Origin of the sequence: Flavobacterium gyeonganense (genome assembly GCF_029625295.1) — a bacterium.
Taxonomy (GTDB): Bacteria; Bacteroidota; Bacteroidia; order Flavobacteriales; family Flavobacteriaceae; genus Flavobacterium; species Flavobacterium gyeonganense.
The window spans coordinates 3,888,338-3,912,731 of record NZ_CP121112.1; the positions used below are offsets into that span (position 1 = coordinate 3,888,338).

At 34.1% G+C, this 24,394-nt stretch carries 24 protein-coding genes and 2 pseudogenes; 17 read left to right on the forward strand and 9 right to left on the reverse strand.

The genetic code is table 11. From position 1 onward, the window contains the following. Positions 1–353 precede the first annotated feature (353 nt). On the reverse strand, positions 354–800 hold the full coding sequence (msrB, locus tag P5P89_RS16735; RefSeq protein WP_025571273.1) for a peptide-methionine (R)-S-oxide reductase MsrB: 447 nt from the start codon (positions 798–800) through the stop codon (positions 354–356). Positions 801–900: 100 nt separating this feature from the next. After that, positions 901–1,999, reverse strand: a protein-coding gene (gene prfB, locus P5P89_RS16740; RefSeq protein WP_278009343.1) for a peptide chain release factor 2 whose coding sequence is annotated in 2 segments (ribosomal slippage) — positions 901–1,935 and positions 1,937–1,999 — 1,098 coding nt in all. Because the reading frame shifts where the segments join, the coding sequence is not laid out codon by codon here. Positions 2,000–2,150: 151 nt separating this feature from the next. On the opposite strand from prfB, the gene P5P89_RS16745 reads away from it, so the two are divergent. Then, complete coding sequence (locus tag P5P89_RS16745; protein WP_278009344.1) at positions 2,151–3,170, forward strand: threonine aldolase family protein; 1,020 nt, start codon at positions 2,151–2,153, stop codon at positions 3,168–3,170. 74 nt (positions 3,171–3,244) lie between these two features. Here P5P89_RS16745 and P5P89_RS16750 read toward each other — a convergent pair whose 3' ends face one another. Then, positions 3,245–3,565 carry a YbaB/EbfC family nucleoid-associated protein gene (locus tag P5P89_RS16750; RefSeq protein ID WP_278009345.1) on the reverse strand — a complete coding sequence of 107 codons (321 nt, stop codon included), beginning with the start codon at positions 3,563–3,565 and terminating at the stop codon, positions 3,245–3,247. Positions 3,566–3,712: 147 nt separating this feature from the next. Here P5P89_RS16750 and P5P89_RS16755 point away from each other — a divergent pair. Further along, positions 3,713–5,772 (forward strand): annotated as a pseudogene (locus P5P89_RS16755) (S9 family peptidase). Positions 5,773–5,844: 72 nt separating this feature from the next. Then, positions 5,845–6,885: a cysteate synthase gene (gene capA, locus P5P89_RS16760; protein WP_278009346.1), complete on the forward strand. Its 1,041-nt coding sequence runs from the start codon at positions 5,845–5,847 to the stop codon at positions 6,883–6,885. Between the two features lie 82 nt (positions 6,886–6,967). Here the strand turns inward: capA and P5P89_RS16765 are convergent. The 5 genes and pseudogenes from P5P89_RS16765 to P5P89_RS16785 form a co-directional block, all read right to left on the reverse strand. Beyond that, positions 6,968–7,306, reverse strand: a pseudogene (locus P5P89_RS16765) (peroxiredoxin family protein); the annotation flags it as partial. Positions 7,307–7,372: 66 nt separating this feature from the next. Beyond that, positions 7,373–7,642 carry a hypothetical protein gene (locus P5P89_RS16770; protein WP_278009347.1) on the reverse strand — a complete coding sequence of 90 codons (270 nt, stop codon included), beginning with the start codon at positions 7,640–7,642 and terminating at the stop codon, positions 7,373–7,375. Between the two features lie 11 nt (positions 7,643–7,653). Further along, a complete protein-coding gene (locus P5P89_RS16775) occupies positions 7,654–8,094 on the reverse strand; it encodes a DUF4369 domain-containing protein (protein ID WP_340696550.1) in 441 nt (146 codons plus the stop codon). Positions 8,095–8,391: 297 nt separating this feature from the next. Further along, positions 8,392–8,832, reverse strand: coding sequence for a KTSC domain-containing protein (locus P5P89_RS16780; protein ID WP_025572025.1), 441 nt, complete (start codon positions 8,830–8,832; stop codon positions 8,392–8,394). Between the two features lie 309 nt (positions 8,833–9,141). Further along, positions 9,142–9,387, reverse strand: a complete 246-nt coding sequence (locus P5P89_RS16785; RefSeq protein ID WP_278009348.1) for a hypothetical protein — start codon at positions 9,385–9,387, stop codon at positions 9,142–9,144. Positions 9,388–9,474: 87 nt separating this feature from the next. On the opposite strand from P5P89_RS16785, the gene P5P89_RS16790 reads away from it, so the two are divergent. The 10 genes from P5P89_RS16790 (at position 9,475) to P5P89_RS16835 (ending at position 17,762) form a co-directional block, all read left to right on the forward strand. After that, positions 9,475–10,017 (forward strand): hypothetical protein, encoded by a 543-nt coding sequence (locus P5P89_RS16790; RefSeq protein ID WP_278009349.1) that lies wholly within the window; start codon positions 9,475–9,477, stop codon positions 10,015–10,017. Continuing rightward, positions 10,017–10,163, forward strand: coding sequence for a hypothetical protein (locus P5P89_RS16795; RefSeq protein WP_278009350.1), 147 nt, complete (start codon positions 10,017–10,019; stop codon positions 10,161–10,163). Before P5P89_RS16790 ends, P5P89_RS16795 begins: the two co-directional genes overlap by 1 nt. Positions 10,164–10,236: 73 nt before the next feature. Then, positions 10,237–10,470: a hypothetical protein gene (locus P5P89_RS16800; RefSeq protein WP_278009351.1), complete on the forward strand. Its 234-nt coding sequence runs from the start codon at positions 10,237–10,239 to the stop codon at positions 10,468–10,470. Further along, positions 10,442–10,834, forward strand: coding sequence for a YchJ family protein (locus tag P5P89_RS16805; protein WP_278009352.1), 393 nt, complete (start codon positions 10,442–10,444; stop codon positions 10,832–10,834). Before P5P89_RS16800 ends, P5P89_RS16805 begins: the two co-directional genes overlap by 29 nt. Before the next feature lie 110 nt (positions 10,835–10,944). After that, the gene (locus tag P5P89_RS16810) at positions 10,945–12,063 is read left to right on the forward strand and encodes a vWA domain-containing protein (protein ID WP_278009353.1); all 1,119 of its coding nucleotides are present in this window, start codon (positions 10,945–10,947) and stop codon (positions 12,061–12,063) included. Between the two features lie 98 nt (positions 12,064–12,161). Next, positions 12,162–13,625 carry an AAA family ATPase gene (locus tag P5P89_RS16815; RefSeq protein ID WP_278009354.1) on the forward strand — a complete coding sequence of 488 codons (1,464 nt, stop codon included), beginning with the start codon at positions 12,162–12,164 and terminating at the stop codon, positions 13,623–13,625. Positions 13,626–13,738: 113 nt separating this feature from the next. Further along, complete coding sequence (locus tag P5P89_RS16820; RefSeq protein ID WP_278009355.1) at positions 13,739–14,347, forward strand: response regulator transcription factor; 609 nt, start codon at positions 13,739–13,741, stop codon at positions 14,345–14,347. Positions 14,348–14,413: 66 nt separating this feature from the next. Then, positions 14,414–15,817 carry a sensor histidine kinase gene (locus tag P5P89_RS16825; protein ID WP_278009356.1) on the forward strand — a complete coding sequence of 468 codons (1,404 nt, stop codon included), beginning with the start codon at positions 14,414–14,416 and terminating at the stop codon, positions 15,815–15,817. A gap of 77 nt (positions 15,818–15,894) precedes the next feature. Next, on the forward strand, positions 15,895–16,608 hold the full coding sequence (locus P5P89_RS16830; protein ID WP_278009357.1) for a hypothetical protein: 714 nt from the start codon (positions 15,895–15,897) through the stop codon (positions 16,606–16,608). Positions 16,609–16,814: 206 nt separating this feature from the next. After that, the gene (locus P5P89_RS16835; protein WP_340696490.1) at positions 16,815–17,762 is read left to right on the forward strand and encodes a bestrophin family protein; all 948 of its coding nucleotides are present in this window, start codon (positions 16,815–16,817) and stop codon (positions 17,760–17,762) included. 77 nt (positions 17,763–17,839) lie between these two features. On the opposite strand, the gene P5P89_RS16840 is transcribed toward P5P89_RS16835, so the two are convergent. Continuing rightward, the gene (locus P5P89_RS16840; protein WP_278009359.1) at positions 17,840–19,264 is read right to left on the reverse strand and encodes an aminotransferase-like domain-containing protein; all 1,425 of its coding nucleotides are present in this window, start codon (positions 19,262–19,264) and stop codon (positions 17,840–17,842) included. A 99-nt stretch (positions 19,265–19,363) separates the two neighbouring features. On the opposite strand from P5P89_RS16840, the gene P5P89_RS16845 reads away from it, so the two are divergent. The 4 genes from P5P89_RS16845 to P5P89_RS16860 all read left to right on the forward strand — a co-directional run bounded on the left by P5P89_RS16845 (position 19,364) and on the right by P5P89_RS16860 (position 24,346). Continuing rightward, a complete protein-coding gene (locus tag P5P89_RS16845; protein WP_278009360.1) occupies positions 19,364–20,275 on the forward strand; it encodes an EamA family transporter in 912 nt (303 codons plus the stop codon). Positions 20,276–20,373: 98 nt separating this feature from the next. Further along, positions 20,374–21,225 (forward strand): DMT family transporter, encoded by an 852-nt coding sequence (locus tag P5P89_RS16850; protein WP_278009361.1) that lies wholly within the window; start codon positions 20,374–20,376, stop codon positions 21,223–21,225. A 479-nt stretch (positions 21,226–21,704) separates the two neighbouring features. Continuing rightward, entirely contained in the window at positions 21,705–22,991 is a 1,287-nt protein-coding gene (locus P5P89_RS16855; RefSeq protein ID WP_278009362.1) for a Glu/Leu/Phe/Val family dehydrogenase, read from the forward strand. A gap of 389 nt (positions 22,992–23,380) precedes the next feature. Then, complete coding sequence (locus tag P5P89_RS16860; protein ID WP_278012033.1) at positions 23,381–24,346, forward strand: sterol desaturase family protein; 966 nt, start codon at positions 23,381–23,383, stop codon at positions 24,344–24,346. The last annotated feature ends 48 nt before the right edge of the window (positions 24,347–24,394 follow it).

A 24,394-nucleotide genomic window follows, 5' to 3' on the forward strand; every position in this document is an offset into this window, starting at 1 on the left:
TATTTTAATATTTTATGGTGATGTTTTATTTAATTAATTGATAATCATTTGTTTAATTTCTTTTTTTAGTTTAGGAAAATTTATAGGTAAAAAAATATGGATATTTCAAATAAGGGCATCTTACTTTTATTTAACTTGATTCTATAGTTTTTCTTTAGAAGAAATAAATAATATCAGCTAAATTTTGTTTTTTAAGATTAACATTCTGTAAATGAAACATTAACAGGGTAAGTTTTAAAAATATTTTTTTGCTAAAAGAGATTTTCGGTCTATTTGTATTTATAGCAATAAATTTAAAACAAAAAAGCGATTCATTTTTTACGATGAATCGCTTTAATATTATTTTATTATTGCTACTCTTTAACTTTGGTAAGTGAAACAGCATTAATGCAATATCGTAAACCGCTTGGCTGAGGTCCATCAGGAAAAACATGTCCCAAATGCGCATCGCAGGTATTGCATACTACTTCGACCCGAATCATTCCGTATGATTTGTCGGCATGATAGGCAATGGCATTTTCTTTGACCGGCTGAGTAAAAGACGGCCATCCAGTTCCTGATTCAAATTTTTCAGAAGCATCAAAAAGCAAAGTACCGCAGCATTTACATTCATAAATTCCAGGTTCAAATAAACTGCACATTTCAGAACTAAATGATCTTTCAGTTCCTTTTAGGCGTGTAACCTGAAATTCTTCCGGAGTCAATGATTGTTTCCATTCTTCCTCTGTTTTTTCCACTCTTTTATCCGGAGTTGGATTTCCTTTATTTGTAAAATGAATTACATCTGCCCATTTTATCATAGCTTTTTATTTTTAGTTAAATGCTTCAAGTTTCTGGTTTCAAGTTATTGTGAATACAAACCTGTGCCCGAATACTTAATGTGAACACTGAAAATACTATTTATTCTTCCTCTTTTTGTCCCATCATCATTAAATATGCTTTAAGAAATGGGTCAAGATTTCCGTTCATAACGCCATCAACATCACTGGTTTCATATCCAGTACGAACATCTTTTACCAATTTATAAGGTTGCATAACGTAATTACGTATTTGCGAACCCCACTCAATTTTCATTTTCCCGGCTTCGATATCGGCGCGTTGTGCCTGCTGTTTCTTTAATTCGATTTCATACAATTGAGAGCGAAGCATTTGCATAGCACGCTGCCTGTTATCTTGCTGTGAACGTGTTTCAGAACATTGAATCTGTATTCCGGTTGGTTTATGAACTAATTGAACTTTAGTTTCAACCTTATTAACGTTTTGTCCTCCCGCACCACTCGAGCGTGAGGTTGTAATTTCGATATCGGCAGGATTAATGTCAATTTCGATACTGTCATCAACAAGCGGATAAACATAAACGGATACAAATGATGTATGACGTTTGGCATTACTGTCAAAAGGTGAAATTCTGACTAAGCGATGTACACCGTTTTCTCCTTTTAGATAACCAAAAGAATAATCACCTTCAAATTCTAACGTTACGGTTTTGATACCGGCAACATCACCTTCCTGAAAGTTAAGTTCTTTTATTTTATACCCATAACTTTCGCCCCACATCATGTACATACGCATCAGCATTCCGGCCCAGTCACAGCTCTCTGTTCCACCGGCACCGGCAGTGATCTGTACGACAGCACTTAAACTGTCGCCTTCGTCAGAAAGCATGTTTTTGAATTCGATGTTCTCAATGTGAAGCTGCGTTGTGTTGTAATTTTCATCTAACTCTTCAACAGAAAGTTCCCCTTCTTTATAAAAATCATAAGCGAGCTGGAGTTCATCTGTTAGTTCGACTGCTTTGTTGTAATCTTCAATCCATTTTTTCTTGTTTCGAAGATTTTTTACAATTATTTCTGCTTCTTTTGGTTTGTTCCAAAAATCAGGAGCAAAAGTTTTTTCTTCTTCGTTTGCAATTTCGATTAGCTTGGCATCAACGTCAAAGATACCTCCTCAACGCACCAAGGCGCTCCACAATACCTTTTACTTGTTCGGCTGTTGTCATAAATTAATAATAGTTTTATATGTTTTTTACAAATATTACGTTAATTTGGTTGAGTAATAAACCGCAAGTTAAAATTTATTAAAACTCGCTGTTAATAACTATCAGTTATACGTAATTTTGCACTACAAAAATAAGATATAGTTTTTAGAATATGGAAATAAATTTAATCAGCGATACTATTACCAAGCCTAGCTACGAAATGCTGCAGTATATGTTCAACGCTCATGTTGGCGACGATGTATACAGACAAGATCCGACGGTTATCGAATTAGAAACCAGGGTGGCTGAGTTTTTTGGAATGGAAGCTGGACTTTTTTTTCCGTCAGGAACTATGGCAAATCAAACCGCGATTAAACTCCATACCCAGCCCGGAGAACAATTAATTGCCGATAAATATGCGCACATTTATAACTATGAGGGCGGGGGCGTTTCTTTCAATAGTGGCGTTTCATGCTGTTTACTGGATGGTGACCGAGGTATGATAAATGCCGCGCAGGTCGCTGCAGCGATAAATGATCCCGAGTTTTATCACAGTCCGTTGACGACTTTGGTTTGTGTAGAAAATACTACGAATAAAGGGGGCGGTGCGTGCTATGAATTAGAGGATTTAAGAGAGATAAAAAAAGTTTGTGATGCCAATAATTTGAAGTTTCATTTGGATGGCGCCAGAATTTGGAATGCCTTGGTCGCTAAAAGACAAAATCCTAAAGAATTTGGAGCGATTTTCGATACCATTTCAGTTTGTTTGTCAAAAGGTTTAGGGGCTCCGATAGGTTCTATTTTACTGGGAACCAAAGCAGATATTCACAGGGCGTTAAGAATCAGAAAGATATTGGGAGGCGGAATGCGTCAGGTTGGTTATTTAGCCGCCGGAGGATTATATGCTTTAGCGCATAATATTGAACGAATGGCTGAAGATCATCGAAGAGCTAAGGAAATTGCATCAGTTTTAAAAACAAAACCATGGGTGGCTGCGATCGAGCCAGTTGAAACTAATATTTTGATTTTTTCATTGGCTGAAGGTTACAGTGATCAGCTTTTAATGGAAAAATTGAAACAGAAGAATATTTTAATAAGTTCAATGGGAAACAATAAACTTCGAATTGTTACTCATTTGGATTATAAAGAAGTTATGCATACTTATGTGATTGATACGCTTCAGAAGTTTTAAAAAGTTAGAAGTTATTCGTTAAAGGTTAAATGATTCAAAACTTTTAACTAACAACTTCTAACTCATAACTTTTATTATTTAAAAAGATTATCCATTCCAGGAATCATCGGCATATCCATTTTTGCAACTGCATCAAGTTCTTGCTCGTTTACGCTTGTTGCTTTTTCGATAGCTTTATTCATGGTTACAATTAAATAATCCTCTAACTGTTCTTTATCTTCAAGCAATGAATCATCGATAGAAACAGTTTTTATTTTTCGGCTGGCTGTAATAGTAATTTTCAATAATCCGTCAGCGCTTTGTTCGTCAATTAAAACAGTATCCAGGCGTTTTTTTGTATCTTCAATCTTTTGCTGGGTTTCTTTAAGTTTGCCCATCATTCCCATTAAATCCATTTTTGCTTATTTTAAATTATTTCATACAAAATTAGTATATTGCTATATGAAAACAATAGAATATTTTATGAAAAAATTAATTTTCGTTCTGTTGTGATTGTGTTATTTTTGCTCTTTATATTTAAAAACTAATGCCTAATTAAATAAATGCTAAACGATATAGTAGCTCCAAAAGCAAAAGAAATTCCAAAATCATTAAAAAAGCATAAAGAAACCCGCATTGATAATTATTTCTGGCTAAATGACAGAGAGAATCCTGAAGTTATTGATTACCTGAATAAGGAAAACGATTATTATCAAAAAATGACTGCGCATACGAAAGATTTACAGGGATCTTTGTATGAGGAAATGAAAGCAAGAATTAAGGAAGATGATTCGTCTGTTCCTTACTTTTACAATGGTTATTATTATATTACCCGTTTTGAAACAGGACAGGATTATCCCATTTTCTCAAGAAAAAAAGAAGTCTTTCTGCTGAAGAAGAGATTATGTTTAATTGTAACGAATTGGCAAAAGGTCATGCGTATTTTAAATTAGGTGGCTTAAGTGTTAGTCCGGATAACAAATTTGCCACTTTTAGTGTTGATATTGTAGGAAGAAGAATTTACACCATTCAGATTAAAAATTTGGAAACAGGAGAAATCCTGTCCGAGAAAATCGAAAATGTAACCGGGGAATCGGTTTGGGCAAATGATAACAATACTATTTTCTATGTCAGACAAGACGAAGTAACCTTACGGTCAGATAAAGTATTCAGGCATAAATTAAATTCAGATTCTGCAGCGGATATTTTGGTTTTCAATGAAACCGATGATACATTTAATGTTTCGATAAGCAAAGAAAAATCCAGAAAATATATCGTGATTGGTTCAGGAAGTACTTTAACAACTGAATACAGAATTTTAAATTCTGATAATCCCGATGGTGAATTTGAAGTGTTCCAGACTCGTGTTCGTGGTTTGGAATATAGTATTTCTCATTACGAAGATTCGTTTTATATTTTGACAAATAAAGACAAGGCGACGAATTTTAAGCTGATGAAAACGCCTGAAAACAGAACCGAAAAAAAATTCTGGAAAGATCTTATTCCGCATCGGGAGGACGTTTTGTTGGAAGACATTGAAATATTCAAAAATTATTTAGTAGTAGAGGAGCGTTCGAATGGATTAAATCACATCCGGATAATGCCGTGGAATGGGGAGCCGGATTATTATTTGCCGTTTGGAAGTGAAACTTATAACGCCTATACCACAACCAATATTGATTTTGATACAGATGTATTGCGTTATAGCTACCAATCGCTAGCAACACCGTCATCTGTAATTGATTTTAATATGAAAACCAAAACCAAAGAAGTATTAAAAGAACAAGAGGTTTTAGGAGGGAAATTTGATAAAAACAATTACATCGAAGAAAGAGTCTGGGCAACTGCCAGAGATGGCGTGAAAATCCCTATTTCGATGGTTTACCGCAAAGGATTGGAGAAAAATGGTAAAAATCCGTTGCTGCTTTATGCATATGGATCTTATGGGATTACGATGGAAACCTATTTTTCTTCAACAAGGCTTTCTTTACTTGATCGCGGATTTGTGTACGCAATCGCTCATATAAGGGGAGGTGAAGACTTAGGAAGACAATGGTACGAAGATGGAAAACTGTTAAAAAAGAAAAATACCTTTACAGATTTCATCGATTGCTCTAAATTTGTAATAAACGAGAAATATACTTCTGCGAAACATTTGTATGCAGAAGGAGGTTCTGCAGGAGGACTTTTGATGGGAGTTATAGCGAATGAGGCACCGGAATTGTATAATGGGGTTATTGCTCAGGTTCCTTTTGTAGATGTTGTGACAACAATGCTTGATGATAGTATTCCATTGACAACAGGGGAATATGACGAATGGGGCAACCCAAACAATAAAAAATATTATGATTATATGTTATCCTATTCGCCGTATGATAATGTAAAAGAGCAAAAATATCCTAATATGTATGTCTCTACCGGATTACATGATTCTCAGGTTCAATACTGGGAGCCTGCTAAATGGGTGGCAAAACTTAGAAATCTAAAAACAAACGATAATGTATTGTTTCTGGATACTAATATGGATGCTGGTCATGGAGGGGCTTCAGGACGTTTTCAGGCTTTAAAAGACCTAGCAAAGGAATTTAGTTTTTTATTAGATTTAGAGAAAATTCAAAGCTAATTAGAAATTTTTTGTTAAATTTGCAACCTATCGGGGTTATCAAAAAAATTACCCTTGATTAACTATTTTTTTATGAAAGAAGAAATAAATGCTTATAATAATGTTTTAGAGTTAATAGGTAACACCCCACTTATTAAGCTAAATAAAGTCACCGAAGGGCTAGAAGGCAATTTCTACGCAAAGGTAGAAGCTTTTAATCCGGGACATTCGTCAAAAGATAGGATAGCATTATATATCATTGAAGAAGCGGAGAGAAGAGGGATTTTGTCTCCAGGTGATACCATAATCGAAACGACATCTGGAAACACAGGTTTTAGTTTGGCTATGGTGAGCATTATAAAAGGCTACAACTGCATATTGGCAGTAAGTTCAAAATCATCCAAAGATAAAATTGATATGCTGAGGAGTTTAGGTGCAAAAGTATATGTGTGCCCTGCTCACGTTTCAGCAGATGATGAAAGATCTTATTATAACGTTGCAAAACGTTTGCATGAAGAGACAAAAGGTTCTGTTTATATTAATCAATATTTTAATCAGCTAAATATTGATGCGCATTATAATACTACCGGACCGGAAATCTGGCAGCAAACCAAAGGTCAGATTACACACTTAATTGCTTGTAGCGGAACAGGAGGGACAATCTCAGGAACTGCAAAATACTTAAAAGAGCAAAATCCAAACATTAAAATCTTAGGTGTTGATGCTTTTGGATCGGTTTTGAAAAAATACCACGAAACAAGAGAATTTGATACTAAAGAGATTTATCCGTACCGTATTGAAGGTTTAGGTAAGAATTTAATTCCTTCAGCAACTGATTTCGATATTATCGATAAGTTTATGAAAGTAACGGATGAAGAAAGTGCTCATACCGCAAGGGAAATCACACGTAAAGAAGGATTGTTTGTTGGGTATACTTCGGGTGCAGTAATGCAGGCCATTAAACAATACGCAGAAGAAGGCGAATTTACTAAAGAAAGTAATATTATTGCTATATTCCCAGATCATGGTTCTCGTTATATGAGTAAAGTATTTAGTGATGACTGGATGAATGAACAAGGGTTCTTTGATAGCGTTAACGAAGAAGAAGCTCAAAAAATTGAATTTGTAAAGTAATAAAATAAATTACTTTTTAAGTATACAAACAAAAAAACTCCAGATGAAAATCCGGAGTTTTTTTGTTTGTATTGTATTTTGCTTATTTTTCTAAAAGTTCTAAAACTTTTGCTCTTAATTCAGGACCTCTTAAGTCTTGTGCAACGATCTTACCTGATGAATCAAGTATAAAGGTTGCAGGGATAGATTCAACACCATATTGCTTTGCAATTGGTTCATCCCAGAATTTTAAGTTAGAAACGTGTCTCCATGTTAAATTGTCTTTTGCAATGGCTTCTTTCCAGGCTGATGCTTCCTTATCTAGTGAAACACCAATGATGTTTAACCCTTTTGAATGAAGTTCTTTGTAAATGGCTACCACATTAGGATTTTCTTTTCTGCATGGTCCACACCATGAAGCCCAAAAATCTACAATTGTTACTTTTCCTAAACTTTCTTTAAGCGATACTGTTTTGCCTTCCGGATTAGGAGCTGAAAAATCTGACCTTCATTTAGCGCTGCCAACAGGAGGAGCAGATGCACCTACAGCAGGCAATTTCATTTGGCCAATTTTTTCTTTAATTGCTTTTCCTGGCTTAGTGTTTTTTAAAGACTCATCCAAAGAGTTGTATAAACCTTCTGATTTTTTGAAATCAGAGCTTGGGTCATTGATCAGACTTTGAACAATTAAAACTGAAATAAATGATTTTGGATGTGTTTCAGCGTAAGCTGTATATTTCTTTTTAGATTCAGCCTGAACATCAGTTTGAATAGCCATATATTCTTTCATTAAACCATTAATAACTGCTGTATCTTGTTTTTGTTGAGCAGTCTGCATAGCCTGAGTATTTTTTTCTGAAAGTCAATTAGTCTTTTTTGAACTTTTGTGACATCTTCGTTGAACTTAACATACTCATCATTACTGTAAGTTCCTGAAATTTTTGATTTATGAATACTGTCTTTATCCACTTCAATTTTAATTTCACCGGTTTCTAAGATAAACGGAATTGGACCTTGTAAATCCTGAATTATTAAAGTGTGAAAAGCAGGTTCAGTAACTTTTCCTTTTATTTCAAATTTTCCATTTTCAACTTTTACAGTATCTAATGGTAAAACAGCCATTGTTGTTGGATCCTGCCCCTGAAGGATTATTGTTTTTCCGTTCTCAATTCCTTTTGCAGTTCCGGTAATAAGGAATTCTCCGTCTTTAACTTTGCTGCAAGAAATTATCGCTGCAGAAGCGGTAAGTAAAAAATATTTTTTTCATTATAAAAAATTAATTAGTTAATTGATTTGCGCAACAAAAGTATTTAAAAATATAGAACATCAATAATTTTACTACCTAAAATTTTGTTATAGTTTTTTTTATTTTAAAAGGCTTGTAGTTAAGTGTTTACTGGTTTCTGAAACGTGATAAAACAAATAATTCTTTCGTTATTCAGAATCAAATTAAACAATTTGGTATTTTTGAGCATAAAAAAAGCATTCTGTCATCAGAATGCTTTTAAAATAATATATAATGGAATTTTATTCCTGATTTGTTTTCTTTCTCCATGTAAAAGAGTTCAAAATGTGTCTTTTGGCAAATCTGGCAGGAGAATCTGCATTTACCATTTTTACATAAGTAGCTTTAGGAACGCTAATATATTCGTAAACGCTTCCATTAGAAAAATCAATAATTAAACGCCCTTCAACAAATTTGAAATCTGTAATAGTACAAGTCGAAATTGTTTCTGTGTACTCAGGTAAGTTAATCTTAATGGTATCTGGATGTATGCTTACTAAAAAGTGGTAAGCTTCAATGATCGTTTTGCTTTTTTCTTCTGCAGCTTTTAAACCAGCATCATCTCCCTGAAATTTGTCAGGGTGAGCTTCTTTCATCGCATTACGATAAATGGTTTTTAAATCTTTTAGCTCTACAGTTTTCTCTACGTTTAGTAACTTACGGTATTCAACTATTTTTTTCATAAATAAAAGGTAACTACTTGTCTATTAGTTTGAAATCGATATTAGTTAGTTCAAATCGACAAATTTTTTGCAAAGGTACACTTTTTTTAACTTTTTAGTTTTCATATAAAAAATATTCGGGAAAGTTGGTTTATTAAATGTTAACTGTTATTGCCAGGTTGTTTTAGCTTCAAAGAACGCTAAGGTTTTTAGTGGCTTAATAAAAAAGAAAAGTTCTCAAAGCTTTATCAATACAAAACTTTGCGAACATAATATTTAAATCCCGTGTAATAGCAATTTAAAATGTCTTACCTGTAACATGAAACAAAATTATTCTGGTTTATGGTTGGCTTTGTCGAAGTTTCTTGATTTTTTAGGATATTGTTTATAGCTCATATCACTTGGGTTTTCAATAACAGATTTTATTGTAATCCAATCGCCCTCTTTAAATTTTGCCTGAACCATTTTATAGTCTAAAAGATATACACCGCAGAAATAATTATTGTTTTCATCTTTTTCGATAATACCTGTAAAAACTCCTTTTTGGGGCATTTTTTGTTCTGAATCTTTAGACATCGTTTTTTTTGTTTTAAATTGAAGTTGCAAAGTTAATCAATTTAGGTTTGTTTTAGGGAGTTCGTGACAATCTGAGTATATTTGCACATGCAGAAAAATTTTAAGCCACATCCGAATTCCTTCAAAAATACATTTTGTGTTTTTAGTGAAGTGCTTCCAAGTCAAATTGAAGGTTTGAAAAAGCAATTCGAAAGTAAGGCTGGAAGTACATACTATTACACTGAAGAAGGAATGTACCGCGTTTCGAATCATTGGGGAAGACTGGCTAATAGTAAATGGCGTTTGATAGCCCGGAATCCTGAAACGGAATCTAAAACTAAAATAGGTTTTGCAAAATGGGAAGAATTTTATCCCGATAATGCTGAAGAGAAATTGTATTACCTTAAAGCTGATTTCGAAAACAATCTTGCGAATTATGAACACAAGAACAATCCGGAATATGATGGTAAAGCAATTTTAAGGACTAGTTTTGAAACAGCAAAAAGATTAAAGCAAGTAAGGAATCTCCAGCAATTGACTTCGTGGGCAAAATATTTTGATCATGACGATATTGATAATCTGCGAAAACAGATTATCAACGAATTAATTTATACGGAGAAAAGTTTAGAACAAATTAAAAGAGAAATATAATGGGGCGCAATAACGAACGAAATATCAAAAAGCATAATGACAAATTGCACAAAACCCAGGTAAAAGCAAAACAAGCTGAATTGGCACGCAAAGAAAGGCTGAAAGAAATTGTAAAGAAGTTTAACGAAAATAAAAACGAAGAGTAAGATATTAGTTTAAAGTTTCATGTTCCAAGTTGACCTGAAACTTTAAACCTTAAACAAAATAAACAACAAAAAAATGAGTAATAAATTCGAAACTTTAAAAGCAAGTGTACAGGAAATTATTGATCTGATTGCAGCAGAAAACAGCAGAGAAGCTAATAATAAACTGCTTGAAGTAAGTGAAGTGTTAGATGAAATGATTGATTTTGCTGAAGAAGATGAAGAAGTACGTGAAATAACCCGATACCAGGTTTTATTGAATCAGCTTCATGTAAAAATTAATGGAGAAGAACCAGTTGATGGAGAATAAAGCGTGTTTCTGTGATACAGGATTGCCTTTTGAGAAATGTTGCGGATTATACCTTCAAAATAATCAAAAAGCGCCAACAGCCCTGGCTTTAATGCGATCCAGATATTCGGCTTATGCCACTCATAATGCCGATTATCTTTTGGAAACCACTTATATTTCTGAAAGAAAACAGTACTCAAAAGCTGAAATTCTGAAATGGGCAACAAGTAATAAATGGCGCCAACTTGAAATTTTATTTTTCACGGAGAATGAGGTGGAGTTTAATGCCTATTTTTTGGATGAAAATCAAAAACCGCAAATTCATCATGAGTTTTCAACTTTTAAATTTGAAAACGGAGAGTGGTTTTATTTGGATGGAATTTAAATAATTGTCAGTATTACCGTTGATTTCTAATGGTTTTTAATCAATACTTTAACTAAAAATTAATAACCGTTTCTTTTTTCATAGTTCCAAAAAAGATTAATTTTAGAATTATGAAAAACGAATTTAAAAAAGGTTTTTATTTTAAGACTTACGAAGCGCCTTTTCAGTCTCCGTTTGAAAAGCTTTTTGGTATTTTCAAGGAGCTGATTACCCATACTTCTGGTGATTTTGATGAAGCTATAGACTGGCTCCGTGAGCTGGATAAGGAGTATAAACTCACTGATGAAAACTACACAATCGATGATTTTATCGAAGACTTAAAAAAGAAAGGTTATATAAAAGACGAAGCAAAACCTGACGGTACATCTGGTTTTGGAATCACGGCAAAAACAGAACGTGCAATTCGTCAGCAGGCTTTAGATCAGATTTTCGGGAATTTAAAACGTGCCGGAAACGGTAGTCATAAAACCAAACATGCCGGAAACGGTGACGAGCATACTGGAGAATTTCGTGAATTTAATTTTGGTGATGGTTTAGAGCGTATTTCATTGACAGAAAGTCTCAGAAACGCACAAATCAATAACGGTGTTGAAAGTTTCATGCTGACCGAAAATGATCTGGTTGTCGAAGAAACACAATTCAAAGCACAAATGAGTACGGTTTTGATGATTGACATCAGTCATAGTATGATTTTGTATGGCGAAGACCGAATTACACCTGCCAAAAAAGTAGCTATGGCTTTGGCAGAATTAATTACGACGCGTTATCCAAAAGATACATTAGACATTCTGGTTTTTGGAAACGATGCCTGGACAATTCCGATTAAAGATTTACCTTATCTTCAGGTTGGACCTTATCATACCAATACAGTTGCAGGATTGCAGTTAGCGATGGATATTTTGCGTAGAAAGAGAAATACCAATAAACAGATTTTCATGATTACAGACGGGAAACCAAGCTGTGTGCGCGAGCGTGATGGTTCTTATTATATGAACAGCAATGGTCTGGATGAGTATATTGTGGATAAATGTTACACTCAGGCGCAGCAGGCGAGAAAATTACACATCCCGATTACGACTTTCATGATTGCAAGGGATCCTTATTTGCAGCGATTTGTAAATCATTTTACCGAAGCCAATCAGGGAAAAGCATTTTACACCGGACTGAAAGGTCTTGGAGAAATGATTTTTGAAGATTATGAAACGAATAGGAAAAAGAGAGTTAAATAAGTTTCAAAGGTTTTAAAGATTTCCCTGTAGAGATTGTAAAGCAGTGCATCTAAAACAATCCATAATAATTAAACAACAAATCGATATTTCAATAAAAAATGGAAATAAACAATATAAAAACATTAGGTCAATTAAAAGCTGCAGGATATAAAAGCACCAGTATTAAGGACGAATTGCGAAACAATCTTCGTGAAAAAATTAAATCCGGTAAACCTGTTTTTGAAGGTGTGCACGGATTTGAAAATACCGTAATTCCTGAACTTGAACGTGCAATTCTGTCTCGTCATAATATCAATTTACTGGGGCTTCGCGGACAGGCAAAAACACGTTTAGCACGTAAAATGGTTGAGTTATTAGATGAAAATATTCCGTTTGTTGCCGGTTCAGAAATTAATGATGATCCGCTAAATCCAATTTCCCGCTTTGCAAAAGATTTAATTGCTGAGAAAGGCGATGAAACTCCAATTTCATGGCTACACCGGAACGATCGTTTCTTCGAGAAATTGGCCACTCCGGATGTTACAGTAGCCGATTTGATCGGAGACGTTGACCCAATTAAAGCAGCTAATTTAAAATTATCATATGCAGATGATCGTGTTATTCATTTCGGAATGATTCCGAGAGCGAATCGCTGTATTTTTGTGATTAATGAATTACCGGATTTACAAGCCAGAATTCAGGTTGCACTATTTAATATTTTACAGGAAGGCGATATTCAGATTAGAGGTTTTAAATTGAGAATGCCGCTTGATATGCAGTTTATTTTTACAGCAAACCCTGAAGATTACACAAATCGTGGAAGTATTGTAACGCCTTTAAAAGACAGAATTGGATCCCAAATCCTGACACATTATCCGGAAAGTGTAGCGATTGCCAAAACCATTACCGAGCAGGAATCTAAATTAGACCAGAATCAGGCAGACACTGTTTATGTTCCAGACTTGGCAAGGGATATTTTAGAACAAATTAGTTTTGAAGCCCGTGAAAGCGAATATATAGACAATAAAAGTGGTGTGAGTGCCAGAATGAGCATTACGGCTTTTGAAAACCTAATTAGTACTGCTGAGCGTCGTGCCTTAATTTCAGGTGCTGATAAAACTACACTTCGCTTATCAGACTTTATCGGAATCATTCCGGCGATTACCGGAAAAGTAGAATTGGTTTACGAAGGTGAGCAGGAGGGAGCTGCAGCGGTAGCACAGAATTTAATTGGTTCTGCAATTAAAACGTTGTTTGCAGATTATTTTCCGAAAATTGAAAAATTAGAAAAACAAGGAGAAAAGACACCTTATTCTGATTTAATAGAATGGTTTTTTGCAGAAAGCGGTTTCGAATTGTTAGATGAAGCTTCAGACGCTGAATATCAGGCTATATTAGATGAAGTAACACCTTTGGATGTTCTGATCAAAAAATACCAGCCGCAACTGGATAAAAAGGATCTTTATTTCATGAAAGAATTTGTTTTATGGGCGTTGGTAGAATATAAAAAACTAAGCAAAGACCGTTTTGCAACCGGACATCAGTTTAAAGATATGTACGGAAGTTATATTAGTAAATTATAATTGCTAAAATTTAAAAAAACCTGATAACAGTAGTGTTGTCAGGTTTTTTATTTTAAGTTTAGTAACCTATTTTGCGATTCAATGCTTATTTTTGCTTCAATACAAATATTCTGATGAAATTACTCATAGTCGAAGACGAACCAAATCTACTTTCTATTTTACGCAAAGGATTCGCTGAAAATAATAACGATGTCAGCGTGGCCCTTGACGGTACAACAGCATTAGAAATGATTTATAATTATACTTTTGATGTAGTAGTTTTGGATGTAATGCTGCCGGATATTAACGGAATCGAAATTTGCAGAAGATTGCGTGCCGCCAAAAATTTCGTTCCAATTTTGCTTTTAACAGCGCTTGGAACTTCAGAAAATATTGTAACCGGACTCAATGCGGGTGCGGATGATTATCTGGTGAAGCCATTTAAATTTGGAGAACTCGATGCAAGGGTTAATGCTTTAAACCGAAGAGCCCATCAGGATACGGAAAAAGTGGATACGATAATAATTGGTGATCTCGAAATAAACGGCAAAGCCAAAACAGTAAAACGCGATGGCGAACCGATTGTTTTAACGGCTAAGGAATTTAAATTATTATATTATTTAGCAAAAAACACAGGCAGAATAGTCTCAAGGGATCAGATTTTAGATAATGTCTGGGATATCAATTTTGATATGAATACAAATGTTGTAGATGTTTATATCACCTATTTAAGAAAAAAATAGACAAACCTTACAAAACTAAACTTATTCATACCATGAAAGGTTTAGGTTACGTTATACAGTTATAAAATGGATATCAGAAAGAGAATTACTTTTACTTACGTAGCACTTTCTACCTTTAGTACTTTGCTATTGAGTGTCATAGTATTCGTTTTATTCAGGGAAAATAACCGCTACCATTTCTTAAAAAGGCTCGAAGACCGATCGAAAATTGTGGCTTCTATTCATTTTCAGCATGATCCTGAAAAAATAAAATATTACAGTAATTTAAAGAAAAACGGACTCGAAGAACTTATCGAAGAAGAAGAATATGTTCTTAAAATAAACAGTGCGAATAGTTTTGATTATAATACAAAACTGAATCTGCCCAACCAATTTTATTCTAATATTCTTCAGACCGGAAAAGATTATTTTGAAATTAACAGCAAATATTATCTCGGGCAGGTTTTTACAGAAAGGAATCAAAAATATATTGTAATTGTTGGTGCTCGTGACCGTAGAGGAAAAACCACAACCGTTTACATTGTGAAAATATTACTTTTTGGAGGCATCGGATTTATATTTCTGGCTTTCATATTAGGACGATTTCTGGCAAAACGTGTTATTAACCCGGTAGCCAGAATTACTAAAGAAGTAAACAGAATCAGTGCTTCAAACCTTCATAACAGATTACCGGAGGTTAAAAACTCAGATGAAATTTCAGATCTGACACATACTTTTAACGATATGTTAGACCGGTTGGAAACTTCTTTTGAAATTCAGGCGAATTTTATCAATAATGCATCCCATGAACTAAAAACGCCTATTACAACCATAATTGCCGAAGCTGAAATTATGCTTTTAAAAGAGCGTGAAAAAGAAGAATATGTACAGTCTTTAGAAAATATCTACAGTCAGGCATCTAAATTAGGCAACCTGACTGAAAGTCTCCTTAAGCTTACTCAGACAGGGTATGATGGCAATAAACAGGTTTTGGATATTGCCCGAATTGATGAGTTGTTATTGGAGGTAAAATCAGATCTGGATAAGATTTTTCCGGACAATCGTGTTAGTATTAAACTTAATTTTGCCCCAACAGACTCTAATTTGCTATTAATTGCGTGTAATAAGCCACTTTTAGAGCTGGCAATCAACAATATTATTACCAATGGTGTAAAATACTCTGATAATAATGAAGTTTTTGTAGCGCTTTCCGCAAATAATGATGCGATTAAAATTTCGATAAATGATATCGGCATCGGCATTCCGCCAGAAGATATTCCGCACTTATACGAACCTTTCTTCCGTGGTAAAATTGCAGCAAAATATATCGGTTATGGTTTAGGACTTCCTTTGGCTTCCAAAATCATCCGCATGCATGATGGGGAAATACAAGTACAATCGGAACAGAATAAAGGCACGATTGTAACGATTATTTTTAAAAAATCAAAAGACAAAAAGAAGAACATTAAAAATTCTAATGTTGAATCTTAGAAAATTCTAATTTTAGATTAAGACCTCTCTAATTATCAGGTTGTTATTTTGTCTGTATAAACTAAAAGATTATACATATGAAAAATTTCCTGATACCTACGACTTTAAAAGACGATACAATTTCTGCTGTAAAATCTGCAATCAGCCAGTCAAAAAAAATGGAGTGTGAAATTATTTTGATGATGGTTGCCGAAACACCGGATTCATTTTCATCATCTCATTTTTTGCGTGAAATGCGAACCGGACTTACTAAAAGCCAGGAAGAGGTTTTAGCAACATGCAGATATTTGATTGATCATACTAAAAACTGTAAACTTAAAATCCATAATCAATATGGACTTTCATTACCTATTTTTAGAAGGGTGATTGAAAATTTCTCCATAAAATTAGTTATTCTTCCACATTCTTATAAACAGGAAACCAAACGTATCCACCAATATCTCGTACAATTAGCAGGAAATCAAAAATGCCCTATTCTGCATTTGGGTAACGAACAATTCAAAGATTTCAGCAAAGCACTTTATATAGAAACCAGCAGCGCTAATGTGCATGTTAAGGATGTACAGCAGTTTTTAAACGAAAATTTCTCTTATGAAATTGTAAGCCAGACTTCAAAAACTGAAGATTACGAAAATATAGCTCCTTTATCTGAAGCAATTTCAAAATACGAGATTGATTTATTAGTTGAAACCCGCAAAGGAGAAAAAATCAAATTCAAAAAAGTAAAAAAACAGCATATTAATGAGAAACTGGGACTTCCGGTACTTTCATTATACGAAGAGCTGGTTTAGATTTTTTTCTTAGTGTTTAGTCCTTAGTAAATTAGTCCTTAGCTGTTTACTTTGTAACGACTATTAGCCTTGAATTGCACTAAATTTTCGTTGGATCAAATTTTTTCAAGGCAAAAGATAAAAATATTGTTTTAGTTATATAAAAAAACTAAGGACTGATCACTAGTTACTAAGGACTAGTTGAATAATAATTTAAAACCGAAAATATGTTATTAAAGAAAAGAATACCAATGAAGTACGTTCTCGGGAAAATTAAAGTAGAACTTGGACTTGTAGCCGCCTACACTATAGTATTTGAGGTTTTTCACCACTATTTTGTTACGCTTCCCGTAGATATTCCAATAGCGATTCCAACCATGATTGGAACCATTATATCGTTGTTATTAGCTTTTAAATCAAACCAGGCTTATGACAGATGGTGGGAAGCCAGAATTGTGTGGGGAGCTGTTGTAAATGATTCAAGAACGTTAATTCGTCAGGTCCTGACATTTTACAAAGACCCTGATTTTTCTGTTGAGGCCAGTGAATTTAAGGAGAATTTTGCTAAAAGGCAGATAGCATGGTGTTATAGCTTAGGGCAGTCACTTCGTAACCGGGATGCGATAAAACCGCTTCAGGGCCTTTTGAGTGAAGAAGAAATAAAGTATATAAAAAATCACCAAAACGTACCAAATGCTATTTTGATGCTGCATGCAAGAGATCTTCGAAATGCAAAAAATGATAAGCGTATTAATATGTATCAACAGGTAGAAATTGACAATACACTTTCGAGATTATGTGATGAAATGGGTAAATGTGAACGAATTAAGAATACTATTTTCCCAACAACCTACAGTATGTATATTAGATTAACATTGTGCTTGTTTATTTTATTACTGCCTTTTGGCTTAACAAGTGTATTGAGCTGGTTTGCAATTCCATTAATTACGGCTATTGCCGGAGCTTTCTTTTTGATCGAAAAAATGGCGATTCATTTGCAGGATCCTTTCGAAAACAGACCAACAGATACGCCTGTTACGACTATTGCAAATACAATCGAAAAAAATATTAAACAAATGCTGAATGAATATCAAAGCGAATTCGATATCATTAAAGAATTTGATCTAAAAGAAGAATCAAAAAAAGCGGACAGTAACGCTTATTACGTGTTGTAAATTAATTCTTGGTTTTAATTGTTGACCGGACAGTAAGTAGTTGTACTGTCCGGTTTTTTTATTTTCAAGCAAAATACTTATAAATTTTGCTGGGCCAGTTTACCTAATGTTTGTATGGAATGTCGTAATTCATTGGTCCACGGCAAGCCAAAACTCAGTCGCATGCAATTTGAAAATTGATCCTGAAAAGAAAAAATACGTCCCGGAGCAATGCTGATATTATGTTTCATTGCCAAATGATAAAATTCGGCAGTATCTATTTTTTTATCAAGTTCAATCCAAAGGAAAAAACCGCCCTGAGGCTGGCTTACTTTTGTGCCTTTTGGGAAAGATTCTAAAATCGTATTGATATAATTATTACAGTTATGATTGAGGATCTGTCGAATTTTTCGAAGATGATTTTCATATCGGCCATTTTTTAGAAAATCACCCACAACTTCATGTGTAATGGTGGGAGAGGAGATGGTGTGATATAATTTTGTCCGTAATATTTCTTTTTTAAATTTTCCCGGTACAACCCAGCCCACACGATAACCTGGTGCCAAAGTTTTAGAAACCGAACTGCAGCACATCACAATTCCGCTTTTATCATACGTTTTGCAGTTAGTTGGCCTGGCTGAGCCAAAATACAAATCACCATGAATATCATCTTCAATTAACGGAATATTGTGTAATTCCATCAAACGAACAACTTCTTCCTTATGTTCGTTTGGCATCATACTTCCTGATGGATTACTGAAATTACTCATCAATACACAGGCTTTTATTTTTTTTGTTGAAATGGCTTTTTTTAAAGCTTCAAGTTCAATTCCGGTAGTTATGTTGGTTGGTAATTCCATTACATGCAGACCTAATGATTTGGCCAGCTGCAGTACACCAAAATAAACCGGACTTTCTGTAATAATTGTATCGCCCGGTTTTGTTACGGCCATCAAACAATGCGAAATAGCACTTACACAACCGGGAGTGGTAATAATGTCTTCTTCTGTTAAAGTACCGCCCCAGTTAAATGACCAGCGGGCAATTTCTTTTCTAAGATTAACATTTCCCTGCATTTCTTCATAACTCGTTCCGCTATTTGGCAGCTGTCGCATCGCCTGAATCATTCCTTTATTGAGTTTTGCTATTGGGAGAAGTTCATTCGATGGAAAACCTAGTGAAAGCATTGTGACAGTAGTACTGGTCATATTTCCGTAAACCATATCGATTAAATCTTCACGGTCAATATTTCGAGTGGTCAGAATAGGGGAGCTGGGAGTTGGCTCAGGAGCGATCCGTGCCGATATATTGCTTACGTAGTAACCTGATTGTGGTCTTGATTCAATTAGTGCCCGGCTTTCAATTTCGTAATACGCTTTGCTTACTGTGCTCATGCTGTAGCCCGTTTCAGCGCAAACTTCCCGGATTGATGGCAGTTTGTCCCCAACGTTTAAAAGACCTGATTTTATTTGTTTTTCAATAACATCAGCAAACTGTAAATAGAGGTAATTTGAATTTCGCATAAAAAAAAACTGTTCTGCTGCAATTTACAAAAACTGTATCTGTATTGCTGTATTATTTTTAAGAAATTTGCTCTATATAAATATCAAACAAGAAATCCCATGAAAACAACAAAATATTATTTAGCTGCGATTACAGCTTACACTACCTGGGGTTTTTTCAGCCTTCTGCTAAAACCAATACATGAATATGCTTCGCTGGATATTTTATTCTATCGTGTTTTTAGCTGTAGTATTTTAATGCTGTTGATTTCATTTGTCTTTAAGCGAAAAAAAATAAATCAGACAATTGAAGTTTTCAGGACTTTACCATCTTCCAAAAAAATAAATGCAATTTTACTTAATATCGGTGGAAGCTTTTTTCTGATGGCTAACTGGTTTACTTTTATTTATGTCATGAACCATGTTAGTGTAAAAGCGACTTCTTTGGCTTATTTGGTTTGTCCTATTTTAACAACGCTCCTGGCTTACTTTATTTTGCACGAAAAATTGAAAAAAACACAATGGCTCGCAGTAGGACTAAGCATTTCGGGCTGTTTGTTGTTATCCTATGCTGATATTATGGATATGTTTTTTAGCGTCATTATCGGATTTACATATGCTTGTTACTTAGTAAGCCAGCGTGTGAATAAAGGTTTTGATACCTTTATTGTACTGACATTTCATATTACGCTGGCTGCTTTATTTTTATTACCGTTTTATCCAGTGTATAGTGGGTCTCTACCTACAGAATTCACTTTTTATTTTTGTATTGAAACGATAGCCATATTTTTTACAATCATACCATTGTTCCTAAATTTATATGCACTATCGGGAATCAATTCTTCAACAGTCGGAATGTTGCTGAATATCAATCCAATGATTGCTTTTGGGCTCGCTTGTTTCGTTTATAAAGAGAAAATTACACCGTTGCAGATTTTGGCTTATAGTATTATTTTTATTGCTGTACTCGTTTTCAATTCACACCATATTTTTTTCAGAAAGCAAAAAGGTATAGTAGCAGCTAAAAACTAAAATATAGAAATTAAATATTTGTCCGGAGGATTTATTATCTGTCCGGATTTTTTTTCAAGGATTTTAAGCACTATTTTTGTATTTGAAAAATAAGTAATATGTTATTTCTGATTTTAAGTATTATTTGTAGTGTAACAGTAGGCGTGATTTTTAAAATAACTCGTCATTACAGTTGTCGTCCGGTTCAGATCATTACTTTTAATTATGTATTTGCACTCTTATTTTGTTATTTCACTTTTAGTCCAAATCTGGATGATGTTAATGCAAAGGCACCCTGGAATATTTACCTTTCAATAGGTGTTTTGCTGCCAGTTGTTTTTCTTTTTTTAGCATCTTCGATCAAACATATGGGCATAGTAAAAACCGATGCGGCTCAGCGACTATCTCTTTTTATTCCGATACTTGCAGCCTGGTTTCTTTTTAAGGAAGAATTTAATTCTTATAAAGTAATAGGGCTTGCGGTTGGATTTTTAGCTCTTTTGTTCATTTTGAAAAAGCCTTTCGATAATAAAAAGAACAACTGGATTTATCCTGCATTAGTTTTATTAGGTTTTGGAGTAATTGATATCCTTTTTAAACAAATTGCGCTTTACAGTGATCTGCCTTATACAACTTCTTTATTTATTGTCTTTTGTATCGCCTTACTGATTTCTTTGGTAATTGTGATTTATAATGCTGTAGTGAAAAGAGTAAAGTTAGAAATTAAAAATATTCTTTTCGGAGGATTGGTAGGACTCTTTAATTTCGGAAATATATTGTTTTACCTTAAAGCACACAAAGCATTTTCTAAAAATCCTTCTACTGTTTTTGCAGGAATGAATATGGGGGTTATAGTTTTAGGAAGTATCGTTGGAGTACTTTTTTTCAAAGAGAAGTTGTCCAAAATGAATTTTTTGGGTATTGTTTTGGCTTTAATTGCAATTATTTTCATTTTTTTTTCTCAAATTTAGTAAATTTTATTGGCCGGTAAAGGCTTAATTTACAACCTCTTTGTAAATATTTTCTTTTTTTTATAAAATAACTCTACAAATTCTATAGAATTTATAAAATATATTTATAAATTTGCCATAACAATGAAAAACTATAATCGAAATATGATGTCTTTCAGATGCAGCTTAGCGATGTGCTGCATGTTGAATCATGTCCTGAAATGGCGTTAATAGAGAAAGTACTTGTTAGTTATTTTTTTTTTTTTTTTTTAGCCTTTCATACCCATGAAAGGCTTTTTTTAGGATTTATTTAAAAACATAGATATGAGGTCAAATAAATACAACAATACATATATGAGATGTATTCTTACGAAGATTCCATGTTGCATTTATAGCAATTAAGTACAGGAAAATGTAGCCATACTCTTTTGCAAATGAGCAGAAGATTTTAAATATAAAATTTCACAATTAATTGAATCAAAATCTTAAAACTAAAAATTATGAGCCTAGAAATAATTAAACAGAATCCTTTTCAGTCAATGATTGACCGTTTTAATATCGCAGCTGATATTTTAAACCTTGATGAATCGATCAGACAGAAATTGCAGAAACCAGAAAAGCAAATTGTTGTAAATTTTTCTATCACACTTGATAACGGCACAACTAAAAACTTTGAAGGATACCGTGTTATTCACAATACAGCCTTAGGACCGTCAAAAGGAGGAATTCGTTATGATACAGCTGTAAACCTTGATGAGGTAAAAGCTTTGGCAGCCTGGATGACGTGGAAATCTGCTGTAACCGGAATTCCGTTTGGAGGAGCAAAAGGCGGAATTATTTGCGATCCGAGAACACATTCTAAAACAGAATTAGAGAAAATTACCAGAGCATACACAAAAGCATTAGCAGATATTTTTGGTCCGGAAAAAGACGTTCCTGCGCCGGACATGGGAACAGGTCCTGATGAAATGGGCTGGCTAATGGATGAATTTTCTTTGGTTCACGGCAAAACGATTCATGCTGTTGTGACAGGGAAACATTTACATTCCGGAGGTTCTTTGGGAAGAGTAGAAGCTACAGGGAAGGGAGTAAGCATTATTACGCTTCTGGCGCTTCAAAAATTAAAACTGAGACCGGCAAGATCGACAGTTGCCATTCAGGGATTTGGAAATGTGGGCTTGCATTCGGCTTTGTTTTTATATGAAAAAGGATTAAAAGTTGTGGCTGTCAGCGATGTTTCAGAAGCTTTCTACAATCCCGATGGACTTAACATTCCGGAACTGATTTTATATTATAACCTGAATAATAAGAGTATTAAAGGATATCCCAATTCGGTAGCTATTAAGCATGAAGAATTATTGCTTTTGGAGGTTGATGTACTAATTCCGGCAGCAAAAGAGGATGTTATAACACAGCAAAACGCAAATGATATTAAAGCCAAAATTATTGTAGAAGGGGCAAATGGCCCGGTTGCTTCAGATGCAGATCAGATTTTGCATCAAAATAATGTTTTGGTTGTACCGGATATTCTGGCAAATGCAGGAGGAGTGACTGTTTCTTATTTCGAATGGCTTCAGAATTCACTGTTAGAATCATGGAGAATTCATCAAATTAATAAACGTTTAGAAGATATACTCGAAAAAGGTTTTGAAACTGTTTTTAGAATTGCGGACAAATACAATGTTACCCCTAGAATTGCAGCCTATATTATTGCTCTGCAAAAAGTGGCAGACACACAATCTGTAAAAGAAGTAGCGCTGAAAGAACCTAAATTCAAACAGAATTAAGAATTGAAAGGAATTAAGTAAAAGATATTTTCATTAGTTGTTAGAAATTGTAATTAATGAAAATGTCTTTTGGGTTAAATCTTAAATTGAACCATAATAAGTTGTTTATCAGTTAAAAAGTAATTTTTAAAAATGGAACATATTAATTTTCTCGCGTTCGCTATGCCTGCGTTTTTCATTTTTTTATTTTTGGAATATAAACTGGCACAGCGGAAAAAAAACCGGAGATCTTCAATTACGAAAGCTCAGTTTCGAACATTAGTATTGGCATTGCAGAAAGATTAATTAATCTTTTTGTCGCAGGGAGTTTTTATCAGCTGTATTTTTTTATATATGATAACTATAGGTTTTTAGATATTCCGAGCAATTTTTTTGTATGGTTTGCTTTAATTTTAGCAACTGATTTTGTTTGGTATTGGTACCACAGGCTCGGGCACGAAGTTAATTTTTTCTGGGCGGCACATATTGTGCATCACCATAGTGAAGAATTTAATTTTACTGCGGCAGCCAGAATCACGACTTTGCAGGCAGTTGTTAGAACGGGGTTTTGGTGTGTTCTTCCTCTCGTCGGGTTTCACCCTGATATGGTAATCACGATGTTGATTGTGCACGGAGCTTATTCTTTTTTTACACATACGCAGCTTATCGGAAAAATAAAATGGCTTGAGTACGTTTTTGTTACGCCATCAATTCACGGAGTTCATCATGCATCTGACGAAAAATATCTCGATAAAAACTACGGTGATATGTTTACTTTTTGGGACCGTATTTTTGGCACTTTTCAGGAGGAGGAAGAGAAACCAAAATACGGTTTAACCCACCCGTTAAAAAGTTATAGTTTCCTATGGCAGCATACACATTATTACTTTGAGATTTATGAATTATGGAAACGATCGAAAGGGTTTAAAGCCAGATGGAATGCCGTTTTTGGGAGTCCGGCCCATATGGATCAGGATATTCGGCCCATGTTAGAAAAACGTTTTTTGCAGGATAAAAGCAATACGCATCAAAGGCTGAGATTTCGTAATTATCTCTATATACAATTAGGAGTCTGTATTTTATTCTTAACTGTTTTTACTTATTATTTTGAGTTTTTAAATCTTTTGGATAAAGTTTTTGTTTTGTCTTTTATTCTAATTACACTGATAAATTGCGGTGCTTTATTGGAACAGCGAAAATGGATGTATTATCTCGAATATGGCCGGATATTTATCGTAACCACTTATTTTCTATACGAAGAAAATTTACTGACATTTTTATTTGTTCCGATTGCCATTATGATTTTTGCAGAACAATTGTTTTCGCTGAGTAAACATTATCAGAAAGTCGTGCTGCAGCTGGAAAGTTCAGAGTAAGGAAATGTAAGTTTTAGTAAACAGAAAAATTAGCATTATAAAGGTTTC

Coding starts and splice junctions, on each gene's coding strand:
- P5P89_RS16810 (WP_278009353.1), top strand. CDS start 10,945: ATGAAAAACGAATTTAAAAAAGGTTTTTATTTTAAGACTTACGAAGCG.
- P5P89_RS16855 (WP_278009362.1), top strand. CDS start 21,705: ATGAGCCTAGAAATAATTAAACAGAATCCTTTTCAGTCAATGATTGAC.
- P5P89_RS16850 (WP_278009361.1), top strand. CDS start 20,374: ATGTTATTTCTGATTTTAAGTATTATTTGTAGTGTAACAGTAGGCGTG.
- P5P89_RS16800 (WP_278009351.1), top strand. CDS start 10,237: ATGAGTAATAAATTCGAAACTTTAAAAGCAAGTGTACAGGAAATTATT.
- P5P89_RS16780 (WP_025572025.1), bottom strand. CDS start 8,832: ATGAAAAAAATAGTTGAATACCGTAAGTTACTAAACGTAGAGAAAACT.
- msrB (WP_025571273.1), bottom strand. CDS start 800: ATGATAAAATGGGCAGATGTAATTCATTTTACAAATAAAGGAAATCCA.
- P5P89_RS16770 (WP_278009347.1), bottom strand. CDS start 7,642: ATGGCTATTCAAACTGATGTTCAGGCTGAATCTAAAAAGAAATATACA.
- P5P89_RS16825 (WP_278009356.1), top strand. CDS start 14,414: ATGGATATCAGAAAGAGAATTACTTTTACTTACGTAGCACTTTCTACC.
- P5P89_RS16790 (WP_278009349.1), top strand. CDS start 9,475: ATGCAGAAAAATTTTAAGCCACATCCGAATTCCTTCAAAAATACATTT.
- P5P89_RS16845 (WP_278009360.1), top strand. CDS start 19,364: ATGAAAACAACAAAATATTATTTAGCTGCGATTACAGCTTACACTACC.
- P5P89_RS16840 (WP_278009359.1), bottom strand. CDS start 19,264: ATGCGAAATTCAAATTACCTCTATTTACAGTTTGCTGATGTTATTGAA.
- P5P89_RS16750 (WP_278009345.1), bottom strand. CDS start 3,565: ATGGATTTAATGGGAATGATGGGCAAACTTAAAGAAACCCAGCAAAAG.
- P5P89_RS16795 (WP_278009350.1), top strand. CDS start 10,017: ATGGGGCGCAATAACGAACGAAATATCAAAAAGCATAATGACAAATTG.
- P5P89_RS16745 (WP_278009344.1), top strand. CDS start 2,151: ATGGAAATAAATTTAATCAGCGATACTATTACCAAGCCTAGCTACGAA.
- P5P89_RS16835 (WP_340696490.1), top strand. CDS start 16,815: ATGTTATTAAAGAAAAGAATACCAATGAAGTACGTTCTCGGGAAAATT.
- capA (WP_278009346.1), top strand. CDS start 5,845: ATGAAAGAAGAAATAAATGCTTATAATAATGTTTTAGAGTTAATAGGT.
- P5P89_RS16815 (WP_278009354.1), top strand. CDS start 12,162: ATGGAAATAAACAATATAAAAACATTAGGTCAATTAAAAGCTGCAGGA.
- P5P89_RS16805 (WP_278009352.1), top strand. CDS start 10,442: ATGGAGAAGAACCAGTTGATGGAGAATAAAGCGTGTTTCTGTGATACA.
- P5P89_RS16785 (WP_278009348.1), bottom strand. CDS start 9,387: ATGTCTAAAGATTCAGAACAAAAAATGCCCCAAAAAGGAGTTTTTACA.
- P5P89_RS16820 (WP_278009355.1), top strand. CDS start 13,739: ATGAAATTACTCATAGTCGAAGACGAACCAAATCTACTTTCTATTTTA.
- P5P89_RS16830 (WP_278009357.1), top strand. CDS start 15,895: ATGAAAAATTTCCTGATACCTACGACTTTAAAAGACGATACAATTTCT.